The organism is Streptomyces sp. NPDC027672 (assembly GCF_055566335.1).
The window spans coordinates 101,135-120,863 of the sequence record NZ_JBVHSO010000016.1 but is presented as its reverse complement, the minus strand read 5'-3'; the positions used below and the strand labels follow the sequence as shown (position 1 = coordinate 120,863).

Here is a 19,729-nt window from a genome sequence, read left to right as displayed (position 1 = left end):
CGCTAGTGGTCGGCGCCGAGTCGCGCCGCGAACACGTCGTACGGGACGGACCCGTGCACCGCTGCGTCGCGGACCTGGCAGTACCGCACGACCTCGGCAGGCTCCGTGACGACCTCGACGTCATGGAAGGCGTCCTCGTCATCGAAGCGCAGCACGGCCACCAGCCGGCTGTCGAAGATCCAGAAGTCCTCCGCGGGCAGCCGGAGCCGCTCCGCGTCCTCGCGCCACAGGTTCCGCACGTCCTCACCCGTTGCCGCGTTGCACCTCGCGTAGTCGAGCAGGAACAACTGTCCCTCGGCCGGCGGGTTGTCGACGACGCGTACCCGCCCGACGTACTTGCCGCCGGCCGTCTGCCGGCGGATGTTCGCGCACCACTCGCTGTCGAGGTCGCATGGGACCGTGCCGGTGGCCAGGAACTCCGCGTACCCAGGATCCTGCCGGTCCGATGCGTAGCCCTGACGTGTCTCCAGGTGCCAAGCCGAGTGCTCGAAGGTCTCGAAAAGCTGCCCGAACTCTCCCAGGCCGATCAGCTCGGGCACGCGGGTGACCTCCTTGGGCCCGTGATGGACGAGGAGTTCACGCGGCACGATCACTGCGGCATCTCCCGGGCCGAAGTGCTGGAGCTGGGCGATGTCCTCGGGGTCGGTGACCGGCGTTCCTTGAATGATGATCTCGCCGGAGTCGAGATCCTCGTGAACGGCGGGGCAGCCACCGTTCTTGCTGTCGGTGCCGTTGAAGCGCAGTCGTCGTGGCACGGTCGCCTCCCATGGTGTGGGGCCCTGTCGCCATCAGCATCACCGGCGCCGATGCGCCCGCACCACAGCGTGCACCCCCTCGCGTGAGACCACGCGAGAACAGTCCGTCAGATGGAGAGAACATTCGAGAACATCGCATCGCGGCCAGTACTTCCCCGTCCATACCGTCCTGTCCATGGTCACAGCACGCTCCGATGGTGATCCCTTCACAGTCATGGAATCCCTGCGTGCGGCTCTCGGTCAGGCACGGATCGCGTCCAGGCCTGGACAGGCCGGCAGACGGGGCGGGCTCGAACCGGTACGGCACGACCTGTCTCCGAAGGAGTAGTCCATGACCGTCACGCTCGACCGGCCTACGAGCACCCGCACACGGGACCCGAAGGAACTCCTCAACGCCGTCCAGCCCCACGTCAAGCACCTGACGATCAACGTGCTGGACAGCGGCATGACCCTCTGGGACCGCGAGGCCGCCCTGCTGCTGCGTGACCACACGATGGTCCGCGACATGGCCGAACGCATCCTCGGCAACGCCGTCATGTACACCATCGGCTGCATGGAACACCCCGAGGTCCACCTGGGCGTCGGCAGGCTCGTCGACATCGGCGTTCACCAGCTCATCCTCGACACTCCGGTGTGGTGGGCCCTGTGCGACGTGTACAACGAGGGCCGCTACAAGCACCACGCCCCGTTCGTCGAGCGCCGCCGCGACGGCCTCTGCCTGCGCACGTCGGACTTCCTGAAGTCCATCGGCTTCGGCGTCGACGAGGAGCTGTGGGCGATCGACGGCACGGACTGCTCGCCGTGCGACAACAAGGTCCCCGACAGCCACTGAACGGCCCTACGCCGGCCCCTGTCCTCGGTCCCCCGGAGGACAGGGGCCGGCCCTGGTGAAGAGGAACCGCCTTGCCCGCACAACACGACATCGCCGCCGAGACGGAGCTGTGGGACACCTTCGCCCAGTCCGCCTTCAAGGACGACGCGGAGCCCGGCTTCTGCTGGACCCAGTACGCCGGTCACGGACCGGGTCCGGAACTACTCGGCGACCCGCGCTCCGTTCTGGAGATCGGCTGCGGCACCGGCCGTGCCCTCGCCCACCTCGCTCAGCGCGGCATCGCGGCTCGGGGCGTGGACCTGTCTCCCGTCATGGTCAAGAAGATCACCACGAAGTGGGCCAGCACTGGCGCGGAGTTCGTGTGCTCCGAGGTCCTGGAGTACCTGGGCGAGCACCAGGATACGTACGACGCCGTCTTCTCGATCTTCGGAGCCGCCTGGTTCACTGACCCGAGCCGCCTCTTCCCCCTTGTCCGCCAGCGGCTCAGCTCCGGCGGCGTCTTCGTCTTCTCACAGCCTCCCGCCATCCCCGGCGCTTACGGGCCCCAGGGCATGTACAAGGGAGGCTTCGCCGGCAAGGCGATGTTCACCTACCGCTACAGCTACCGTCCGGCCGTGTGGGAGCGCCTGCTGACCCGGGCCGGGTTCCTCACGGCCGATGCCCAGGTACTCGATGCCCCGCGCCCTGGTCACATCGGAACGCTCCTTGTTCGCGCAGTCGCACCGTGACCACTGTGTACGTCCAGCTCAGTCGCTCTTCGTGAGCACACAGACGAGAGGCCCCGGATCACTCCGGGGCCTCTTGCGTTTTCCCTGTCATCCGGGTGGGGTGAATACCTCGTCGGCGCTTCGGGGCTCCGTGCGTGGTTGCCGGTTGAGCTTGTGGCGTTGGATGGAGGACTGGCGGTAGACCTCTTTGCGGGCCCGCATGATGTTGCCGAGGGGGGCGTGCTCGGCGGTGACCCGCCAGGGGGTGAAGGACAGCGAGTCCATCCGGTCCAGGTTCTCCGGGCCGGAGATGTCCTGCCGCGGGAGCCGCAGTCTGGCCACGGTGACGGGTGGCGAGAGCCGTTCGGGCCACTCCACGGTGGTGTCCTCCACCGGCATGCGCGCCAGGTCCGTGCAGAGCTGGACCTGGATGTCGAAGGCGTAGGGCCGCTCGCGCAGTTCGGCCTCCAGAGCCGGCCGGAAGACTTCCGGTGCGGAGGCCGGGTCGATGTCGCGCCGGACCACCGCCGCGGCGCACTGCGGGTCGGGGGTGATGCGCACCTTGGCGATGTAGTCGCCGTGCCTGACCGCGCCCATGGTCCAGTAGCTCGACAGCAGGACGTTGAGGGGCTTGGTCTTGGACAGGCGCAGGAAGGCCAGGAACTCGTCCCACGCCCAGTCGTCCCGGTCCAGCGTTCCCTTTCCGGTCACGAACTCGGTGAAGAAGCGGTGCGCGCCGGGCCGGCCCTGGGAGAAGTAGGCCGGCGCGTCCAGGAACAGTTCCTGGATGAACAGGTAGTGCTCGACCGTGTTGCAGAAGAAGACCGGCCCGTTGATATTGGCGTAGTCGAAGGTGCCCGTGTCCGGTTCGTCGTCCAGCAGGGTCGGGCCGGGGACGCCGAACAGCTTCAGCGCCAGTCCGGTGGCGGCGCCCAGCCGTGCGTCGGCCCCGGCGTGCGGCGAGCCGTTGGAGAAGCGGATGAGCGCGTCGTGGGTCCCCGGCGTGGCGTAGATGCCCTGGGCGTACTCGGGGGGCAGCCCGTCGAGGATCTCCACCTCTGCGCGGATCAGGCCGTAGCCCTTGGCGTGGGCGTCGCGCAGGGCCTGGCCGGTGCCGCCGGCCTCGACGGAATCGGTGATGTAGTTCTCGGTCTTCTCGATCACCGTCTGCACATGCCGGTCGAAGTCGGGGTCGTCGTCTTCGACGTCGGGCGTGTAGCGGACGAACTGTGCTGCCATGGCTTCGACCTCTTCGTCAGAGCGTGCTCGGGCCTCGGGAGGGTGGGGATGCCCTCAGTCCTCCAATGCGGCGAGCCAGCGCAGGGCACGCAGACCCGGTACGAAGCAGTACTCGCCGCCGCGGGTGACCACGAAGCTGGGCAGGTTGCGCAGGCGGCGCCGGACGGGCTTCTCCGGGATGGTGGCGCTGCCGGTCCCGTCGTGGTGTCCGGCGACCGGGTCCTTCTCCCCGGGGTAGCCGATGAAGTTGCCGTCGTTGACCCACTCGGCCTTGATGAACTCGAACTGCCGCTCCAGGTGGGCGCCGATGAACACGCCCACCAGGCCGCGGTCGGCGCCGTCGTCCTCCAGCACGCCCTCGGGCAGCGGCGGGCCGTAGGTGGTGCCGCGGCGGATGAGCCGGTGCATCCGCGCGTCGCCGACGATGGTGGCGTCCCGGGGGTTGTTGCGGCGGATGTGCGCTCCGGCGGGGCACCGCAGGCCGCGGTCGTCGTTCTCCCGGTACATGAAGTTGTTGACGCGCTGCGGATCGGCCGCCAGTTCCGGGTCGTCGCGCTCCGGTGCCAGCGCCAGCGGCGCCCCGCTCGGCCAGCGCCCGACCATCTTCGCCGCCAGCAGTTCCTTTTCCTCGGCGCCGGAGCTGTTGGCGCGCAGGTACCGGCGCCAGGCCGCCACGTCGGTGCGGATCTTGCGGACGGCCACGTAGGTGCCGTTGCGCCCCAGCACGTCGGGGCTGGGCATGGGCGGCAGGTTCCCGGTCTCGTCGGGGTAGCCGAGGATGAACTCACCGGCCTTGATGGGCGCTTCCTGCGGGTTGGAGCCGGGCAGTCCGACGCCCTCGATGTTCGGATGGCTGATGCCGTCGCGGAAACCGAAGGTGGTGCGTCCGGTCGGGAGCTGGTGGACGTCCTGCTGCCAGATCACCTCGACGCCCGGGGTCTCCCGGTAGGCGATCCGGGCCCGTTCCAGTTCCGCCTCCAGCTTCCCGCTGTCGGAGGACAGGGCGCTCAGCGCGATGTGGACGTCGCCCGTCCCGAAGGGTTTCTCCCAGTGGTCCGGCGCGTTCTCGCCCACGTCGCCGATCAGTTCCGCCCGGGCGGCCATGCCCTCGCGGAACGCCCGCGGGAAGCTGTCCAGCGACTCCTGGGGCAGCCCCAGGGCCACCAGCCCCTGGTAGGTGAGCGCCACGGCCACCCAGGCGTCCTGGGTCAGGTCCACGCTCGGCAGGCCGCCCGAGGTCAACGGGAGCAGCCGCCGCAGCAGGGCGCGTCCGGCGTGGCGGTCGTCGACGCGCAGGAAGATGAACTTCCCCTCGTACGGCACGGGCCGCGGGCGCAGTGCCCCGCTCTGGACGTCCTCGATCTCGATGTGCACGCTGGCGGCGCTGTTCGTTGCCGTCGTGTTCATGATTGCTCGTGCCTCCGCATCGGGCCTCTGTCCGGGCCGGCCTGCGGCGGTCGCCCCGTACCCGCCGGCAGGGTCCGCCGACGTGGCGCCGGTTCCGAGGCCCGCGAGCCCGGCATGATCCACACGAGAGGTCCTAGGCCGAGGCTTCCTCCAGCAGCCGCTGGAAGGCCGGTGTGGCCACCAGCTGCGCGTTGGCCGGGTCGTCCAGTGCCGCCCGGAACTCCGCGGTGTCCAGCACCTCCTCGAACGCCTCCTCCACGCGGTGGTCCTTGTAGATCTGCTGAACGGTCAGATCGGGATAGGCGCTGACGAAGACCCCTGCGGGCGCTTGGTGGGCGACGAACCACTCCTTGACTCCGGGATCTTTGATGCCGGGGAACCCCTCGCTGTGCGAGAAGACCTTGTCGAAGCGCTCCCCGACCACCGTCTTGGCGAAGTCGTCGATGTAGGTGTCCCAGGAGCCGTCGAAGACGCTGGCGAACATGAACCGGGTGTCGTCGTCGAAGATGACGTGCCGCGCGTCATGCAGGGTGCCGATCTGGCGCACCGCCTCGTGGACTTTTTCGGCGTCCCCCGTGTCGGAGAGCTCGGCGAGCACCTCCCGCAGTGCGCCGGCCTCTCCGGGCTTGATCTTGGTGATCACGGTGAACTCGTTGCAGACCCCGTCCGACCTGCCCGGACGGTCGGGGTGAGCCGACTGGCTCGCTTTTGTGGTTGCGGTCATCGGGAGACTCCCCGCCACGGATCGGTGTGAGGATGGCCAAGCACCAGGAACGGAGGCGCCATCGGCCCCACCGCTCCATCCTCACCGCGCGTACGCAGCCCCGCATCCCGGGCCCTGAGGCGCCGCGCCTCGGGGCGGACAGAGGCTCCCGAGGACAGACCGGGCCCGGCGCAGGAAGATGGGACAGGTCCGTGCGTGCCGGGCACGGGGTCGTCACCTTCCCGGTCGGCCGCTTCCGCGCCGCCGTGCCCCCGCGACGCACCCGGCGCGGGAGGACCCGCCGTCCGGGCGGCCGGGGCTCCCGCCTTCGCCGGCCGTTGTCCGCGCGCGGGGCATCGCCACCCCCACCTCGCAGGAGGCAACCATGGGCGCAGTTCTCGGTGACGTGCTGGGTTTTGCGGCCGGTGTCGCGGTCAGCCCGCTTCCGATCATCGCCGTCATCCTCATCCTGGCCACGCCCCGGGGACGCCTGAACGGCATTCTCTTCACCGTCGGCTGGATCCTGGGGCTGGCGGCGCTGGGTACGGTGATGCTCTTGATCGCCTCGCCCGCGGGTGCCTCCGCCCACAAGCATCCGGCCACCTGGGTGGGCGCCCTCAAGCTGGCTCTCGGCCTGGTCCTGCTGGTCTTCGGCGCCCGGCAGTGGCGGCGGCGCCCGAAGGACCCCTCGCAGGCGAAACTGCCGAAGTGGATGGGGGCGATCGACCGCCTCGCGCCAGTCAAGGTCTTCGGGCTCGGCGCGGGTCTGGCCGCGCTCAACGCCAAGAACGCCCCGCTGACCATCGCCGCGGGCGCCGCGATCGGCTCGGCCGGACTGCCCGCCGGTCAGCAGGCCGCCTCGCTGGCGGTCTTCGTCGTGATCGCCACGCTCGGCCTGCTGGTCCCGCTCGGCGTCTACCTCCTCGGCGGCGAGCGGGCCCGGACCACGCTCGTGAACTGGAAGGACTGGGCGGCTCAGCACAACGTCGCGGTGATGGCCGTCCTGTTCTTCGTCCTCGGACTGAAGCTGATCGGCGACGGCGTCTCCGTCCTCACCTCCTGACCGGGCGGGGTACGGCCCCGCCCCCGCCTCCTCGACGAACGGCCGGACAGCCGGACAGCCGGACGGTCGGACAGCCGGGCCGGCGGGCCCGGTGTCCCACTCGGTGGTCATCGCGGCGGTGTGTCCCCAGGCCCTAGCCTGGCCGCACCTGCTTCTCACCGACGGAGGACTCTCGTATGACCACGCCGTTCGTTCGTCCGGAACCGCCGTACTACGTCGTGATCATCACGACCCGGCCCACCGAGGATCTCGAAGGCTATGCGGAGATGAACGCGCGCATGGGCGAGCTGGGCGCGGCACAGCCGGGTTATCTCGGCCGGGAGTCGCTGACGGACGAGGACGGCCGGGACCTCGTCGTCCTCTATTACCGGGACGAGGCGTCGATAACGGCGTGGAAGGCCCACCCCGAGCACCTGGAGGCGCAGCGGCTCGGGCGGGAGCAGTGGTACGCCTCGTACCGCGTGGAGGTCGCGCGGGTGGAGCGCGCCTACTCCTTCAGCCGGGACTGAGCGGCCGGGGCCGCAGTGGTCTTGCCGGGGCGCGCGGCACCCCCTGCCAGGCCGTCACGCGAGGGCGGGGCGGGGTCGGCGGGGGTGTCGGCGCGCTGGAAACGGTGCCTCGGGAGGGTGCGCCGGGGCGGCCGGGTGAGGGTGATCTGCCGTACCACCTGCTGGAAGCAGGCCAGGGACGCGAAGCTGGGCAGGGCCGCGGCCGAGATGTCGATGATCTGCTTCGGCGCCTGGGCGACGCACAGCGTCATGGCGAAGCCGGTGAACAGCACCAGGACGCACCAGGAGTGGAAGGCCCGGCGCTGGTGCAGTGCCGCGCGGAGGATCGACAGCGACGCCACCAGCCACGGGCCGAAGACGAGGAGGGGCCACACGGAGCCGGCGTCGCTCTGCATCCGGGACTCCGCCACGAACCGCAGCGGGTCGTAGGAGACGAAGCCGCCGAACGTGCTGACGGCGGACGCGATGACCGTGACCAGGGCGGCGGCGACATAGCTGGCGATGCGGATCGCGTCCCGGTCCCGCCGCTCCCGGACCCTGCGGTGGTTGTGCCGCCGGCCCCGCACCGGCGGGAGTTCCGCCGTGATCTCCACCAGGGCTTCGTGCGGGGTCTTCTGCTCCTCGCCGGTGGGGAACTCCCCGTTGCGCGCCGTCGGGACGCCGGGCTGCTGTTCCTCCATGGCGTCCTGGAGCATGAAGGCCAGCTCTTCGGCGGGGTCCCAGCCGGAGTCCGGCGGCACCAGGGGGGACTGGAAGGCGTCGACGGTCGCCCGGTGCCGGCCGCCACCACCGCGGTATCCGTAAGGATAGTCGGGGAATTCCGGATAATGTCCCGTTGGTTCATCGTACATGATGTGGCTTCGTCATTCCGCCGACGTGCCACGGGAATCGACACCGACCCAGCGTCTCGCCAGGTCCTTTTCCAGGCGGCTCATGGCCTCCATGAAATCCCGGAGGATTTCCTCGGACACCTCGAGGCTGACGGGAAGGCCTCCCTTCACCAGCCGCCCCTTGGCCTCGGTGGCGCGGGCCGGTGCGGGCATGTAGGTGTAGGAGCCCAGGCGCGTAGCTCGCCCGGCGGGACTGTGTGACCGCTCCGGGAGGGATTCGAACGCCTGCTCCCTGGTTGCCTTCCTCATATCCGAAGTAACGTGCCTGTTGGGGCTTGGGTGCGCGGCGAACGGGTGAAGGTTGGCCGGAATGGTCGTCCTTTTCTATTATCGACCGGTCTCGTGCGTCCTTATTAGTTATGAAAAGCAGGTCGTGGGGCGCGGACGCTCAGCACTCCTCGGCGGGGTCGTTCCGGTTGAGTTTCTCCAGGTATTCGTGGGCCAGGTCCGTGGTGCGGGTCAGCCAGTCGGTGACGATCGCCAGCTCCTGCGGGGAGTAGGCGGAGAAGAGGGCCGTCAGGCGCTTGTGGTGGCCCGCGTACACCGCCTCGACCCGGGTGACGGCCTCCGGTACGGCGGCCACGCGCACCCGGCGGCGGTCGGCTGGGTCCGGACGCCGGGTGACGTAGCCGGCGCGTTCCAGGCGGTTGAGGATGCCGGTCACCGCGCCCGTGGTGACGTGGGCGCGGGCCGCGAGGTCGCCCGCCGTCAGCAGGTCGTCGCCGGCCTCCAGGACGAAGGCGAAGCAGGTCAGGTCGGTGACGGTCAGGCCCAGCCGCCGTGCCAGCTCCTGCTGTCCGATGAGGTGGGCGGCGATCAGGTGGTCCATCGCCGACAGTGCCTGGGCGGGGGTGGCGGGCCGGCGCGGCGTGCCGTGCATCTTTCGCGTTCCCTTAGTTCGTGAGATATTCGGGCTGTTAATTGCTTAGTCCGTGAGAGAACTGTGCTGCGTTCCCTGGAGGCGGCTCCATGAGTCTGTACGACGAGGGTCACACGATCGCCGGCTGGACCGGCTTCGCCATCGCGACCGTGGGAAGCGGTGTGGCGGGGTGGGGAGTGTGCGCGGCCTCGCTGCCGCTGGTCGTCGGCGGACTGGCCGTCGTGGCGGCGAGCGTGCTGGTGACCTGGCTGCTGCATCTGGCCGGCTGGGGCAAGCCGCCGGGGATACGGCCGCGGGAGCAGTGGGGGCTGCGGGCCCGGGACACGCGGGCCCGCCACGGCCATGCCGGGTGTGTGAGCTGCCGGCTGGCGGGCCGGGGACGGCGGGCCGAAGCGGCGGTTTCGGCGCCGGTGCATGCGCCGGTGACCGGGGCGACGCCCGCGGAAGCGGCGCCGCTGGCTCCTGTGGAGTGAGCGGGCCTGGGCCTGGGGAGTGAGCGGGCCTGTGGAGTGACGGACCGGTTGAGTGTGCGGACCGGCTGAGCGTGCGGCCCGGTCGAATGTGCGGACCGACCGAGTGAGGGACCGGTCGAGTGTGCGGGCCGGTCGAGTGTGCGGGCCGGTCGAGCGAGTCAGCCGGTCGGGCCAGCCGACCGTCGGACCAGCGGCCCAGTTGACCGTCGGACCAGCGGACGAGCCGACCGTCGTACCAACGGACCGTCGGACCAGCCGACCGGCCGAGTGAGCGCACTCCCGTCCTCCTCCGCGCCGGACGCGCTCCCGTCGCTGAGCCCGTTGTCAGTCCCGCCCCCTACCCTCGTCGGTGATGGCACAGGTGTGGAAGTGCATGGGGCTCCGCTGGTCGCCGGACGGGCCGGTGCTGGTCTGGGACGGCGAGCGGCGCAGCGCGCTCACGTGGGGGAAGCGGGTCGCCTTCGCCGTGCCGGAGGGCAGCGTGCGCCGGTGTGTGGGGGCGCGGGGGAACCTCTGTCCGCTGCGGGCCGCCGTGCCGGGGCGGAGCACGGGGGCCCGGTGCGAGGAGTGCGCGCGGCTGGACCGGGCGCACTCGGTGGCCGCCGACACGCTCGCGGACGACCCGCGGCCGTACCGGGTGTATCTGGCGTGGTTCGGGCCCGGGCTGCCGAAGGTCGGCATCACCGCCGCCGAGCGCGGTCCGGCCCGGCTGCTGGAGCAGGGCGCCGTCTGTTTCAGCTGGCTCGGCACCGGTCCGCTGATGGCCGCGCGCCGCACCGAGGAGCTGCTGCGGGCCGCGCTGCGGGTGCCGGACCGGGTGCCGTACGCCGAGAAGCGGGCGGTGCGCTCGGCGCTGCCGGAGACGGAGGCGGCGCGCGCCGCCGAGGTGCGGGAGCTGCACGCGCGGGCCGTCGCGCTGCCCGGGTGGCCGCAGTCGCTGCGGCCGGAACCCTGCCATGTGGTCGATCACGTCCGCGCGTTCGGGATCGACGCGGCTCCCGGTGCGGCCGGCGCGATCGTGGAGCTGGTGCCGGGCGGGGCCGTGCGCGGTGAACTGGTCGCGGCCGCCGGGCCCGATCTCCACCTGGCGGCCGGCGACCGCGGGGTCGTCGTCCTGGACACCCGGCTGATGACCGGCTGGGAGCTGCTGCCGGCCGGGACCGCGGCGGCCGGACACTCCTTTCCGGTACGGGAGTTCGGCCGGGCGCCGGACGCGCTGTTCTGACCCGGGGCGCCGGAGGCGGGACACCGGAGGTCCCCCGGGAGGTTCCCAAGGGTTTCTCAGAGAAATCACAGATTCTGGAAAGCGTCTTCTCACCGGGCGCCGCCAAGGTGTCCCCCATGACCACGACCTCGCCCCAGGGGCGCACCGAACTGCTGAGGCCGGACGGGAGCCCCGTCCGGGTGCTCGTGGTGGACGACGAGCTGTCGATCACCGAACTGCTCAGCATGGCCCTCCGTTACGAGGGCTGGCAGATCAGGAGTGCGGGGGACGGGCAGGGCGCCGTGCAGGCGGCCCGCGAGTTCCGGCCCGACGCCGTCGTGCTCGACATGATGCTGCCGGACATGGACGGCCTGGCCGTGCTCGGCCGGCTGCGGCGCGAACTGCCGGAGGTGCCCGTGCTGTTCCTCACCGCCAAGGACGCGGTGGAGGACCGCATCGCCGGGCTCACCGCCGGCGGCGACGACTACGTCACCAAGCCGTTCAGCCTGGAGGAGGTCGTCGCCCGGCTGCGGGGCCTGATCCGCCGGGCGGGCGCCGCGGACCGGCGGTCCGAATCGGTGCTCGTCGTGGGCGACCTGACGCTGGACGAGGACAGCCACGAGGTGACGCGGGGCGGGGATTCCATCCACCTCACCGCCACCGAGTTCGAGCTGCTGCGCTTCCTGATGCGCAACCCCCGGCGGGTGCTGAGCAAGGCCCAGATCCTGGACCGCGTGTGGTCCTACGACTTCGGCGGCCAGGCCAATGTCGTCGAGCTGTACATCTCCTACCTGCGGCGGAAGATCGACGCGGGCCGCGAGCCGATGATCCACACCCGGCGGGGGGCCGGTTACCTGATCAAGCCCGCCGTGTCATGAGCGGCCGGCGTCCGCGGCGGCGCCGGACGGGGCAGCCTCGCACCCTGCGGACACGGCTCGTCTTCGCGTCGGTGACGCTGGTCGCGGTGGTGTGCGCGGTGATCGGGACGGTGACGACCCTGGCGCTGCGCTCCCATCTGTACGACCAACTGGACCAGCAGCTCGGAGAGGCCACGGCGCGGGCGTCGGGCGCCTTCCCGCCGCCGGGCCCGGACACGGGCCTGCCCGGCGAGGACGGCCGGCGGCTCCCGCGGCGCAAGCCGAGCGACCTCGGCGCCTTCGTCAAGTACGGTCCCCAGCCCAGCGGTTCCCTCGTGGCCGTCGTCACCGGCACCACCGTCACCGGCGGCAAGGTCGGCAAGCAGTCCGCGGCCACGTTCGCCATGAGCGCCGTGGACCTCACCGCCGCCCAGAAGAGCGCTCTCGGCGAGGTCGCCCGGGACGACCGGGCGCACACCGCGCGGCTGCCGGGGCTGGGCACGTACCGCGTCCGCTTCCGCAGCGGCTACTACGTCGGCATTCCCACCCGGGAGACCGACGACAACATCGACACGCTCATCCTGGTCGAGGTCAGTGTCACCGCCGCCGGTCTCGTCGCCGCCGGTATCGCCGGGCACGTGCTCGTCGGCGTCGCCACCCGCCCGCTGCGCCGGGTCGCCGCCACCGCCACCCGGGTCTCCGAACTCCCGCTGCACACCGGCGAGGTGCACCTCAGCGAACGGGTCCCGGAGGCGGAGTGCGACCCGCACACCGAGGTCGGCCGGGTCGGCGCCGCGCTCAACCGGATGCTCGACCACGTGCACGGCGCCCTGCACGCCCGGCAGCGCAGCGAGACGCGGGTACGGCAGTTCGTGGCCGACGCCAGCCATGAGCTGCGGACCCCGCTCGCCTCCATCCGCGGCTACGCCGAGCTGACCCGGCGCGGACACGAGCGGGTCGGGCCCGACACCCGGCACGCGCTGAGCCGTATCGAGTCCGAGGCCGGGCGGATGACCCTGCTCGTCGAGGACCTGCTGCTGCTCGCCCGGCTCGACGCCGGGCGCCCGCTCCGGTTCGAGCCCACCGATCTGGTCCCGCTGGTGGTCGACACGGTCAGCGACGCGCGGGCGGCGGGCATGGACCACGACTGGCGGCTCGACCTGCCCGATGCGCCGGCCCCGGTATCGGCGGACGCGGCACGGCTCCAGCAGGTGCTGGTCAATCTGCTGGGCAACGCCCGCAAGCACACGCCCCCCGGTACGACCGTCACCGCGCGGGTGCGCCGGCGCGGGCCGTGGGTGTGCGTCAACGTGCAGGACGACGGGCCGGGCATCCCGGCGGAGCTGCTGCCGCACGTCTTCGAGCGGTTCGCCCGCGGCGACTCCGCGCGCTCCCGGGCCACCGGGTCGACGGGCCTGGGGCTCGCCATCGTGCAGGCGGTGACCGGGGCGCACGGCGGTGCCGTGACCGTGGACAGCGTGCCGGGGCGCACGGTGTTCACGGTGCGCCTGCCGGCACTCACGCCGGCCACCCCGGAGCCGGCGCTCATCGCGGCCACCCCGGAGCCGGCACCGGGCGGCGGCCCGCCAACCGACCGCACGCACCCCGCCCCCCGCACGCACCCGGCGCCGAACACGCGCCCCGCCTCGCATTCACAGGCCTGGCACAGCGTCAGCACACGGGTGGAACAGGGCGCCTGAGGAGAGTCGGGTCATGCCAACCGACTCTTCTCCCGGCACCCTGCCGGCGCGGGAGCACCTCCCGGCCGCGGACGCCGGAACGCCTGTCCTGGACGTAGTGATCCCCGTCTACAACGAGGAGAAGGACCTCCAGCCGTGCGTCCGGGGACTGCACGAGCACCTCGCGCGCACCTTCCCGTACGCGTTCCGCATCACCGTGGCGGACAACGCCTCCACGGACACCACCCCGCTGGTGGCGGCACGCCTGGCGGCGGAGCTGCCCGAGGTCACCGCCGTCCGGCTGGAGCAGAAGGGACGGGGGCGGGCGCTGCGGACCGTGTGGTCGGCGTCGGACGCCCCGGTCCTCGCCTACATGGACGTCGACCTGTCCACCGACCTCAACGCCCTGCTGCCGCTGGTCGCCCCGCTGATCTCCGGCCACTCGGACCTGGCGATCGGCTCCCGGCTCGCCCGTGCCTCCCGGGTCGTACGCGGCCCCAAGCGGGAGTTCATCAGCCGGGCCTACAACCTGATCCTGCGCGGTTCGCTCCAGGCCCGCTTCTCCGACGCGCAGTGCGGCTTCAAGGCGATCCGGCGGGATGTGGCCCGAGTGCTGCTGCCGCTGGTGGAGGACACCGGCTGGTTCTTCGACACCGAGATGCTGGTGGTGGCCGAGCGGGCGGGCCTGAGGATCCACGAGGTGCCGGTGGACTGGGTCGACGACCCGCACTCCACCGTGCACCTCGTGCGGACGGCCACCGACGACCTCAAGGGCGTGTGGCGGATCGGCAAGGCCCTGGCCACCGGCTCGCTGCCGCTGGACCGGCTGGCCCGGCCCTTCGGCGACGACCCGCGCGACCGCGAGCTGACCGGCGTGCCCGGCGGCCTGGCCCGCCAGCTGGCCGGCTTCTGCGTGGTCGGCGCCCTGTCCACCCTCTGCTACCTGCTGCTGTACAGCGGCTTCCGGCAGTTCGCCGGCGCGCAGACCGCCAACGCGCTCGCGCTGCTGGTCTCCGCCGTGGCCAACACGGCCGCCAACCGCCGGCTCACCTTCGGGGTGCGCGGCCGGGGCGGCGCGGCCCGGCACCAGGCGCAGGGCCTGGTCGTCTTCGGCATCGGCCTCGCCCTGACCAGCGGCTCGCTCGCCGCCTTGCACACGGCCTCCGCCGGCCCGGCGCACTCCACCGAGCTGGCGGTGCTCATCGCCGCCAACCTCGCGGCGACCGTGCTGCGGTTCCTGCTCTTCCGCGCCTGGGTGTTCCCGGACCGCCCCCAGACCCCGCTGCCTCGCCCCCGTTCCCCGCACCCGGACGACCGGACCCGTGAGCGGACGTACGGGGAAGGGGACGGCCGGACGTACGGCCGGACGTACGGCCGGACGGGCGAGCGGACCGCGTACGAGCCGGGGACCGGCACCGACACCACCCTGCGGCCGCGTTCGGCGCGCCCGCACGACACCGACCCGGGGGATGCCCGATGACCGCCCACTACGACCCGCCGGCCGCCCGGCAGAACGGCACGACCGCCGGGGAGGAGCCACCGGCCGCGCCGCCCGGGGCGCCCGGAGCGGACCAGTCGGACCAGCCGGGGCAGCCGTTCCCGCACCGGTTGTGGCGCGGCCGGCCCGAGGACCCCCGCTGGGCGCGCCCGGCCCTCCTCGCCCTGCTGACCGCCACCCTCCTGCTCTACCTGTACGACCTCGGCGCCTCCGGTTACGCCAACTCCTTCTACTCGGCGGCCGTCCAGGCGGGCAGTACCTCCTGGAAGGCGTTCTTCTTCGGCTCGCTCGACGCGGGCAACGCCATCACGGTCGACAAGCCGCCGGCCGCGCTGTGGCCGATGGCGCTGTCGGTGCGGCTCTTCGGCCTGAACTCCTGGGCGATCCTCGCGCCCGAGGTGCTGATGGGCGTGGCGACCGTCGCCGTCGTCCACGCGGCCGTACGCCGCCGGTTCGGCCCCGGGGCCGGCCTGATCGCGGGCGCGGTCCTCGCGCTCACCCCGGTCGCCGCGCTGATGTTCCGGTTCAACAACCCCGACGCCCTGCTGGCCCTGCTGATGACGGTGGCCTGCTACCTCGTCGTCCGGGCCGTGGCCGACGGCCGGACCAAGTGGCTGGTGTGGGCCGGCGTCGCGATCGGCTTCGCGTTCCTCGCCAAGACGCTCCAGGCGTTCCTGATCCTGCCGGCCCTGGCGGCCGTGTACGCGGTCTGCGCGCCGGTGCCGCTGCGCAAGCGGCTCGGGCAACTGGCGGCGGCGACGCTCGCGCTGGTCGTCTCGGGCGGCTGGTGGGTGGCCGTGGTCGAGCTGTGGCCGGCCTCCTCCCGCCCGTACATCGGCGGCTCGCAGAACAACAGCTTCCTGGAGCTGACCTTCGGCTACAACGGGCTCGGCCGGCTCAACGGCGAGGAGAGCGGCAGCGTCGGCGGCGGTGGCAGGGCGGGCGGCACCGGCATGTGGGGCGAGACCGGCTGGGACCGGATGTTCGGCTCCGACATCGGCGGCCAGATCTCCTGGCTGCTGCCCGCCGCGCTGATCCTGCTGGCGGCCGGCCTGTTGGCCACGCGCAGGGCCCGCCGGACGTCCGTCACCCGGGCCTCGTTCCTGGTGTGGGGCGGGTCGCTGCTGATGACGATGGCGGTCTTCAGCTTCATGGCGGGCATCTTCCACCAGTACTACACCGTGGCCCTCGCGCCCTACCTCGCGGCCGTGACCGGCATGGGCTCCGCGCTGCTGTGGCAGCGGCGCCGGGACTGGCGGGCCGCGGTCACGCTCGCCGCGGCCGTGGTCGCGGCGGCGGCCTGGGGCTACGTCCTGCTCAACCGCACCCCCGACTACCTGCCGTGGCTGAAGTGGCTGGTCCTGACCGGCGGGCTGGCCGCGGCGCTCGGACTGGTCTTCGCCGGCCGGACCTCCCCGCGCCTGGCCCGCGCGGTGGCGGCGGCTGGCCTCGTGGCCGCGCTGGCCGGACCGGCGGCGTACACCCTGAGCACGCTCCGGCAGGGCCACACCGGGTCGATCGTCACGGCGGGACCGGCGGGCGCGAGCAGGATGGGCGGCCGGGGCGGCCCCGGCGGCCCCGGCGGTCCCGGCGGTCCCGGCGGGGACGGCGGCATGGGCCCGCGCGGCGGCTTCGGCGGCGGCCTGCCCGGGCAGGGGCAGCCGAACCCGCAGGGCGGACAGGGGAGTCAGGGCGGACAGGGCCCGCAGGGCAACGGCTTCCCGGGCGGCGGTGGTCTGCCGGGCCAGGGCGGGAGCGACGGCACCGGCCAGCGGAACGGCGGCGGCTTCGGCTTCCCCGGCGGCCGGGCGGGTGAGGGCGGCGGAGGCGGCGTCGGCGGCCTGCTGAACGGCGCGGACGTGTCGGCCGAGGCCCGGCGGCTGCTGGCGCGCAACGCCTCGCAGTACACCTGGGCGGCGGCCTCCGTCGGCTCGCAGAACGCGGCCAGCTACCAACTCGCCACCGGAAAGGCGGTGATGGCGATCGGCGGCTTCAACGGCACCGACCCGTCCCCGACCCTGGCCGGGTTCAAGAAGTACGTCGCGGACGGCCGGATCCACTACTTCATCGCCGGCGGCGGTATGGGCGGCGGTGGCATGGGCGGGGGCGGCACCGCCTCCGCGATCAGCTCCTGGGTCCAGGACACCTTCGAGAAGGTGACGGTGGGATCGGCGACCTTCTACGACCTCACGCGGAAGAAGTAGCGGCCGGCCTCCCGTCCGGAAAACATGCTGTACACCGTATAGCGGCCCCTATACGGTGTACAGCATGCCCGTATCGCATGGTCATCCCCGCCGTTGGCTGATCCTCGGCGTCATCTGCCTCGCGCAGCTCACCGTGCTGCTCGACAACACCGTCCTGAACGTGGCCATCCCCTCGCTCACCCGGGAGCTGCGCGCGACGACCTCCGACATCCAGTGGATGATCAACGCCTACTCCCTGGTCCAGTCGGGCCTGCTGCTCACCGCGGGCAGCGCCGCCGACCGCTACGGCCGCAAGAAGATGCTGCTCACCGGGCTCGCCCTGTTCGGCGCCGGCTCCCTGGTGGCCGGACTCGCCGACAGCACCGGCCGGCTCGTCGCCGCGCGGGCCGGCATGGGCATCGGCGGTGCCCTGCTGCTGACCACCACACTGGCCGTGGCGATGCAGATCTTCGCCCCCGAGGAGCAGCCCAAGGCGATCGGCGTGTGGAGTGCGGTCAACGCGCTGGGCTTCGCCGGCGGCCCGCTGATCGGCGGCTTCGTCCTCGACCACTTCTGGTGGGGCGCGATCTTCCTGATCAACCTCCCGGTGGTGGCGCTGGCCCTGGCCGCGGTGGCCGCCCTGGTGCCCGAGTCCCGCAACCCGCGCGGCGACCGCCCCGACCTGCCCGGCGCGCTGCTGTCCACCATCGGCATGGCCGCGCTCGTCTACGCGATCATCTCCGGCCCCGGACACGGCTGGACCTCGGCGCGGGTGCTCGCCACGGCGGCCGTCGCGGTGCTGGTGCTGGCCGCCTTCGCCTGGTGGGAGAGCCGGGCCGGGGAGCCGATGCTCGACCTGTACTTCTTCCGGGACCGGCGGTTCACGGGCGCGGTCGCCGGGGCGGTGCTCATCACGTTCGGCATGGGCGGCGCGCTGTTCCTGCTCACCCAGCACCTGCAGTCCGTGCTCGGCTACGGGCCGCTGGAGGCGGGTCTGCGGACCGCCCCGCTGGCGCTGACGGTGGTGCTGCTCAACTTCACGGGCGTCTCGGCGAAGTGGGCGGCGCGGCTGGGCACCCCGGTGTCGATCGCGCTCGGGATGGCGCTGATGGCGGCGGGACTGGTGGCCATCGCCGAGACCGGCGGCCACGGCTATGCCGGCACGCTGCTGGGGCTGCTGCTGATCGGCGCGGGGTGCGCGGTGGCGAATCCGGCGATGGCGCACGCCATCATGAGCGCGATCCCGCCGGAGAAGGCGGGTGTGGGCGCCGGCATCAACGGAACGTTGGCCGAGTTCGGGAACGGTCTTGGTGTCGCCGTCCTCGGTGCTGTGCTCAGCTCTACGGTGGCGTCGGGGAAGTCCCTGGCCGACGGGCTGGGCACCGGTCAGCTGGTGGGCGCGGCGGCCGTGCTGCTGGGCGGTCTCCTGGCGGCGGGACTGCTGCGGCGGGCGGAGCGGGTGCCGGCCTGACCACCCTGGGCACCCGTTCCCGCCGGGACGCCCTAAGTTGGGACCGTGGCCGGGAACAGGCGGGGACAGTGGCCGGAATCGAGAAAGGTGCGCCGGTGACGAAGGCAGCGGGCCGGTCGGCGCGGGACAGCGTGTGGCTGTCGGGCAAGAGCGGGCGCGGCGGGCGCGGCGGGCAGCCCTCCGGGCTCGACCGGGAGCGGATCACCGAGGCGTCGGTGCGGCTGCTGGACGCCGAGGGCCTGGCGAGGTTCTCCATGCGCCGGCTGGCCGGCGAGCTGAACGTGACGGCGATGTCCCTGTACTGGTACGTCGACACCAAGGACGACCTGCTGGAACTCGCCCTGGACGCGGCCTTCGGCGAGCTGCGGCTGCCCGGCGAGGAGGACACCGCCGACTGGCGGGAGCAGTTGCGGGCGCTGGCCGCGGAGTACCGGGCGCTGCTGGTGCGGCACCCCTGGCTGTCACCGCTGGCCGGGCGCTACCTCAACATCGGGCCGCACGCGCTGGTCTTCTCCCGCACGGTGCAGCGGGTCGTCGGCCGGGCCGGGCTGCCGGAGAACCGGGTGACGAGCGCCATCTCGGCCGTCTTCCAGTTCGTGTACGGCTACGGCACGATCGAGGCCCACTTCCTGTCCCGGATCACGGACTCGGGGCTGACCCCGGACGAGTACCACGCGCAGGCGATGCGGTCGGTCCAGCAGGAGCCGGGGACCGCGGCGTACATCCAGGAAGCCAAGCGGATCATGGACGCCCGCGGCGGTGACACGGTCGCGGAGATGATGGACCGCGACTTCACCTTCGCCCTGGACCTGCTGGTCGCCGGCATCGAGGCGATGGTCGCCCGGGGCTGACCGCGCCCCGGTCCTGCTACTCGTCCGTCACCAGCCGGGCCGGGAAGCCGCCGGTCGCCACCGGACCCCACCGCTCCGGCGTCACCCGGATGAGGGACTTGCCCTGCTGGAGCATGGCCGCGCGGTACTCGTCCCAGTCCGGGTGCTCGCCGGCGATGTTCCGGTAGTACTCGACCAGCGGTTCCACGGAGTCGGGGGCGTCGACGACCTCGGCCGTGCCCTCGATCTGCACCCACGGGCCGTTCCAGTCGTCGCTGAGGACGACCAGGGCGACCCGCGGATCGCGCCGGGCGTTGCGGGTCTTGGCCCGCTCCGGATAGGTGGAGACGACGATCCGGCCGGAGTCGTCCACCCCGCAGGTCAGCGGGGACGCCTGCGGGGAGCCGTCGGCCCTGCGGGTGATCAGCAGGGCCCGGTGGCGGGGCCGTACGAAGTCCAGCAGCTCGGCCGGCGACACTCGGGTGGTGGTAGCGATGTTCGGTGCCATACCAGCACCCTAGGGGCAACCGGCCCGCTCGTGGCTGACCC

General features: G+C 72.2%; 20 protein-coding genes. 12 read left to right on the top strand and 8 right to left on the bottom strand.

The window, feature by feature from the left end; translation table 11 throughout:
• Positions 1–2: 2 nt before the first annotated feature.
• Positions 3–755 (bottom strand): DUF6879 family protein, encoded by a 753-nt coding sequence (locus ACZ4SV_RS31265; RefSeq protein WP_468008274.1) that lies wholly within the window; start codon positions 753–755, stop codon positions 3–5.
• A 331-nt stretch (positions 756–1,086) separates the two neighbouring features.
• Between ACZ4SV_RS31265 and ACZ4SV_RS31260 the strand changes: the two genes are divergently transcribed.
• Positions 1,087–1,587, top strand: a complete 501-nt coding sequence (locus ACZ4SV_RS31260) for a hypothetical protein (RefSeq protein WP_468008273.1) — start codon at positions 1,087–1,089, stop codon at positions 1,585–1,587.
• Positions 1,588–1,658: 71 nt separating this feature from the next.
• Positions 1,659–2,315: a class I SAM-dependent methyltransferase gene (locus ACZ4SV_RS31255; RefSeq protein WP_468008272.1), complete on the top strand. Its 657-nt coding sequence runs from the start codon at positions 1,659–1,661 to the stop codon at positions 2,313–2,315.
• A gap of 87 nt (positions 2,316–2,402) precedes the next feature.
• On the opposite strand, the gene ACZ4SV_RS31250 is transcribed toward ACZ4SV_RS31255, so the two are convergent.
• The 3 genes from ACZ4SV_RS31250 to ACZ4SV_RS31240 form a co-directional block, all read right to left on the bottom strand.
• The gene (locus tag ACZ4SV_RS31250; RefSeq protein ID WP_468008270.1) at positions 2,403–3,533 is read right to left on the bottom strand and encodes a catalase family protein; all 1,131 of its coding nucleotides are present in this window, start codon (positions 3,531–3,533) and stop codon (positions 2,403–2,405) included.
• A gap of 54 nt (positions 3,534–3,587) precedes the next feature.
• Complete coding sequence (locus tag ACZ4SV_RS31245) at positions 3,588–4,940, bottom strand: Dyp-type peroxidase (protein WP_468008268.1); 1,353 nt, start codon at positions 4,938–4,940, stop codon at positions 3,588–3,590.
• 133 nt (positions 4,941–5,073) lie between these two features.
• A complete protein-coding gene (locus ACZ4SV_RS31240; protein WP_468008265.1) occupies positions 5,074–5,664 on the bottom strand; it encodes a hypothetical protein in 591 nt (196 codons plus the stop codon).
• Positions 5,665–6,028: 364 nt separating this feature from the next.
• On the opposite strand from ACZ4SV_RS31240, the gene ACZ4SV_RS31235 reads away from it, so the two are divergent.
• Together ACZ4SV_RS31235 and ACZ4SV_RS31230 are read left to right on the top strand one after the other, a co-directional pair.
• A complete protein-coding gene (locus ACZ4SV_RS31235) occupies positions 6,029–6,706 on the top strand; it encodes a GAP family protein (RefSeq protein ID WP_397936681.1) in 678 nt (225 codons plus the stop codon).
• Positions 6,707–6,882: 176 nt separating this feature from the next.
• On the top strand, positions 6,883–7,215 hold the full coding sequence (locus tag ACZ4SV_RS31230; protein WP_365883504.1) for an antibiotic biosynthesis monooxygenase family protein: 333 nt from the start codon (positions 6,883–6,885) through the stop codon (positions 7,213–7,215).
• Here ACZ4SV_RS31230 and ACZ4SV_RS31225 read toward each other — a convergent pair.
• The 3 genes from ACZ4SV_RS31225 to ACZ4SV_RS31215 form a co-directional block, all read right to left on the bottom strand.
• A complete protein-coding gene (locus ACZ4SV_RS31225; RefSeq protein ID WP_468008259.1) occupies positions 7,194–8,066 on the bottom strand; it encodes a DUF2637 domain-containing protein in 873 nt (290 codons plus the stop codon). The two genes, ACZ4SV_RS31230 and ACZ4SV_RS31225, sit on opposite strands and share 22 nt — an antisense overlap.
• Positions 8,067–8,078: 12 nt before the next feature.
• The gene (locus tag ACZ4SV_RS31220; protein WP_365941657.1) at positions 8,079–8,354 is read right to left on the bottom strand and encodes a hypothetical protein; all 276 of its coding nucleotides are present in this window, start codon (positions 8,352–8,354) and stop codon (positions 8,079–8,081) included.
• A 139-nt stretch (positions 8,355–8,493) separates the two neighbouring features.
• Entirely contained in the window at positions 8,494–8,985 is a 492-nt protein-coding gene (locus tag ACZ4SV_RS31215; protein ID WP_468008255.1) for a MarR family winged helix-turn-helix transcriptional regulator, read from the bottom strand.
• A gap of 89 nt (positions 8,986–9,074) precedes the next feature.
• Here ACZ4SV_RS31215 and ACZ4SV_RS31210 point away from each other — a divergent pair, with 89 nt between their 5' ends.
• The 8 genes from ACZ4SV_RS31210 (at position 9,075) to ACZ4SV_RS31175 (ending at position 19,201) form a co-directional block, all read left to right on the top strand.
• A complete protein-coding gene (locus ACZ4SV_RS31210) occupies positions 9,075–9,458 on the top strand; it encodes an HGxxPAAW family protein (RefSeq protein ID WP_468008252.1) in 384 nt (127 codons plus the stop codon).
• A gap of 352 nt (positions 9,459–9,810) precedes the next feature.
• Positions 9,811–10,683, top strand: coding sequence for a DUF2797 domain-containing protein (locus tag ACZ4SV_RS31205; RefSeq protein ID WP_468008249.1), 873 nt, complete (start codon positions 9,811–9,813; stop codon positions 10,681–10,683).
• A 116-nt stretch (positions 10,684–10,799) separates the two neighbouring features.
• Positions 10,800–11,540 (top strand): response regulator transcription factor, encoded by a 741-nt coding sequence (locus tag ACZ4SV_RS31200; protein ID WP_365883510.1) that lies wholly within the window; start codon positions 10,800–10,802, stop codon positions 11,538–11,540.
• Positions 11,537–13,219 carry a sensor histidine kinase gene (locus ACZ4SV_RS31195; RefSeq protein ID WP_468008246.1) on the top strand — a complete coding sequence of 561 codons (1,683 nt, stop codon included), beginning with the start codon at positions 11,537–11,539 and terminating at the stop codon, positions 13,217–13,219. Before ACZ4SV_RS31200 ends, ACZ4SV_RS31195 begins: the two co-directional genes overlap by 4 nt.
• Before the next feature lie 13 nt (positions 13,220–13,232).
• Entirely contained in the window at positions 13,233–14,678 is a 1,446-nt protein-coding gene (locus ACZ4SV_RS31190; RefSeq protein WP_468008244.1) for a bifunctional glycosyltransferase family 2/GtrA family protein, read from the top strand.
• Positions 14,675–16,900: an ArnT family glycosyltransferase gene (locus ACZ4SV_RS31185; protein ID WP_468008241.1), complete on the top strand. Its 2,226-nt coding sequence runs from the start codon at positions 14,675–14,677 to the stop codon at positions 16,898–16,900. Before ACZ4SV_RS31190 ends, ACZ4SV_RS31185 begins: the two co-directional genes overlap by 4 nt.
• Before the next feature lie 64 nt (positions 16,901–16,964).
• Positions 16,965–18,350, top strand: coding sequence for an MFS transporter (locus ACZ4SV_RS31180; RefSeq protein ID WP_365874154.1), 1,386 nt, complete (start codon positions 16,965–16,967; stop codon positions 18,348–18,350).
• Positions 18,351–18,445: 95 nt separating this feature from the next.
• Positions 18,446–19,201, top strand: a complete 756-nt coding sequence (locus ACZ4SV_RS31175; protein WP_468008238.1) for a TetR/AcrR family transcriptional regulator — start codon at positions 18,446–18,448, stop codon at positions 19,199–19,201.
• A 16-nt stretch (positions 19,202–19,217) separates the two neighbouring features.
• On the opposite strand, the gene ACZ4SV_RS31170 is transcribed toward ACZ4SV_RS31175, so the two are convergent.
• Positions 19,218–19,688 carry a PPOX class F420-dependent oxidoreductase gene (locus ACZ4SV_RS31170; RefSeq protein ID WP_468008236.1) on the bottom strand — a complete coding sequence of 157 codons (471 nt, stop codon included), beginning with the start codon at positions 19,686–19,688 and terminating at the stop codon, positions 19,218–19,220.
• Positions 19,689–19,729 lie beyond the last annotated feature (41 nt).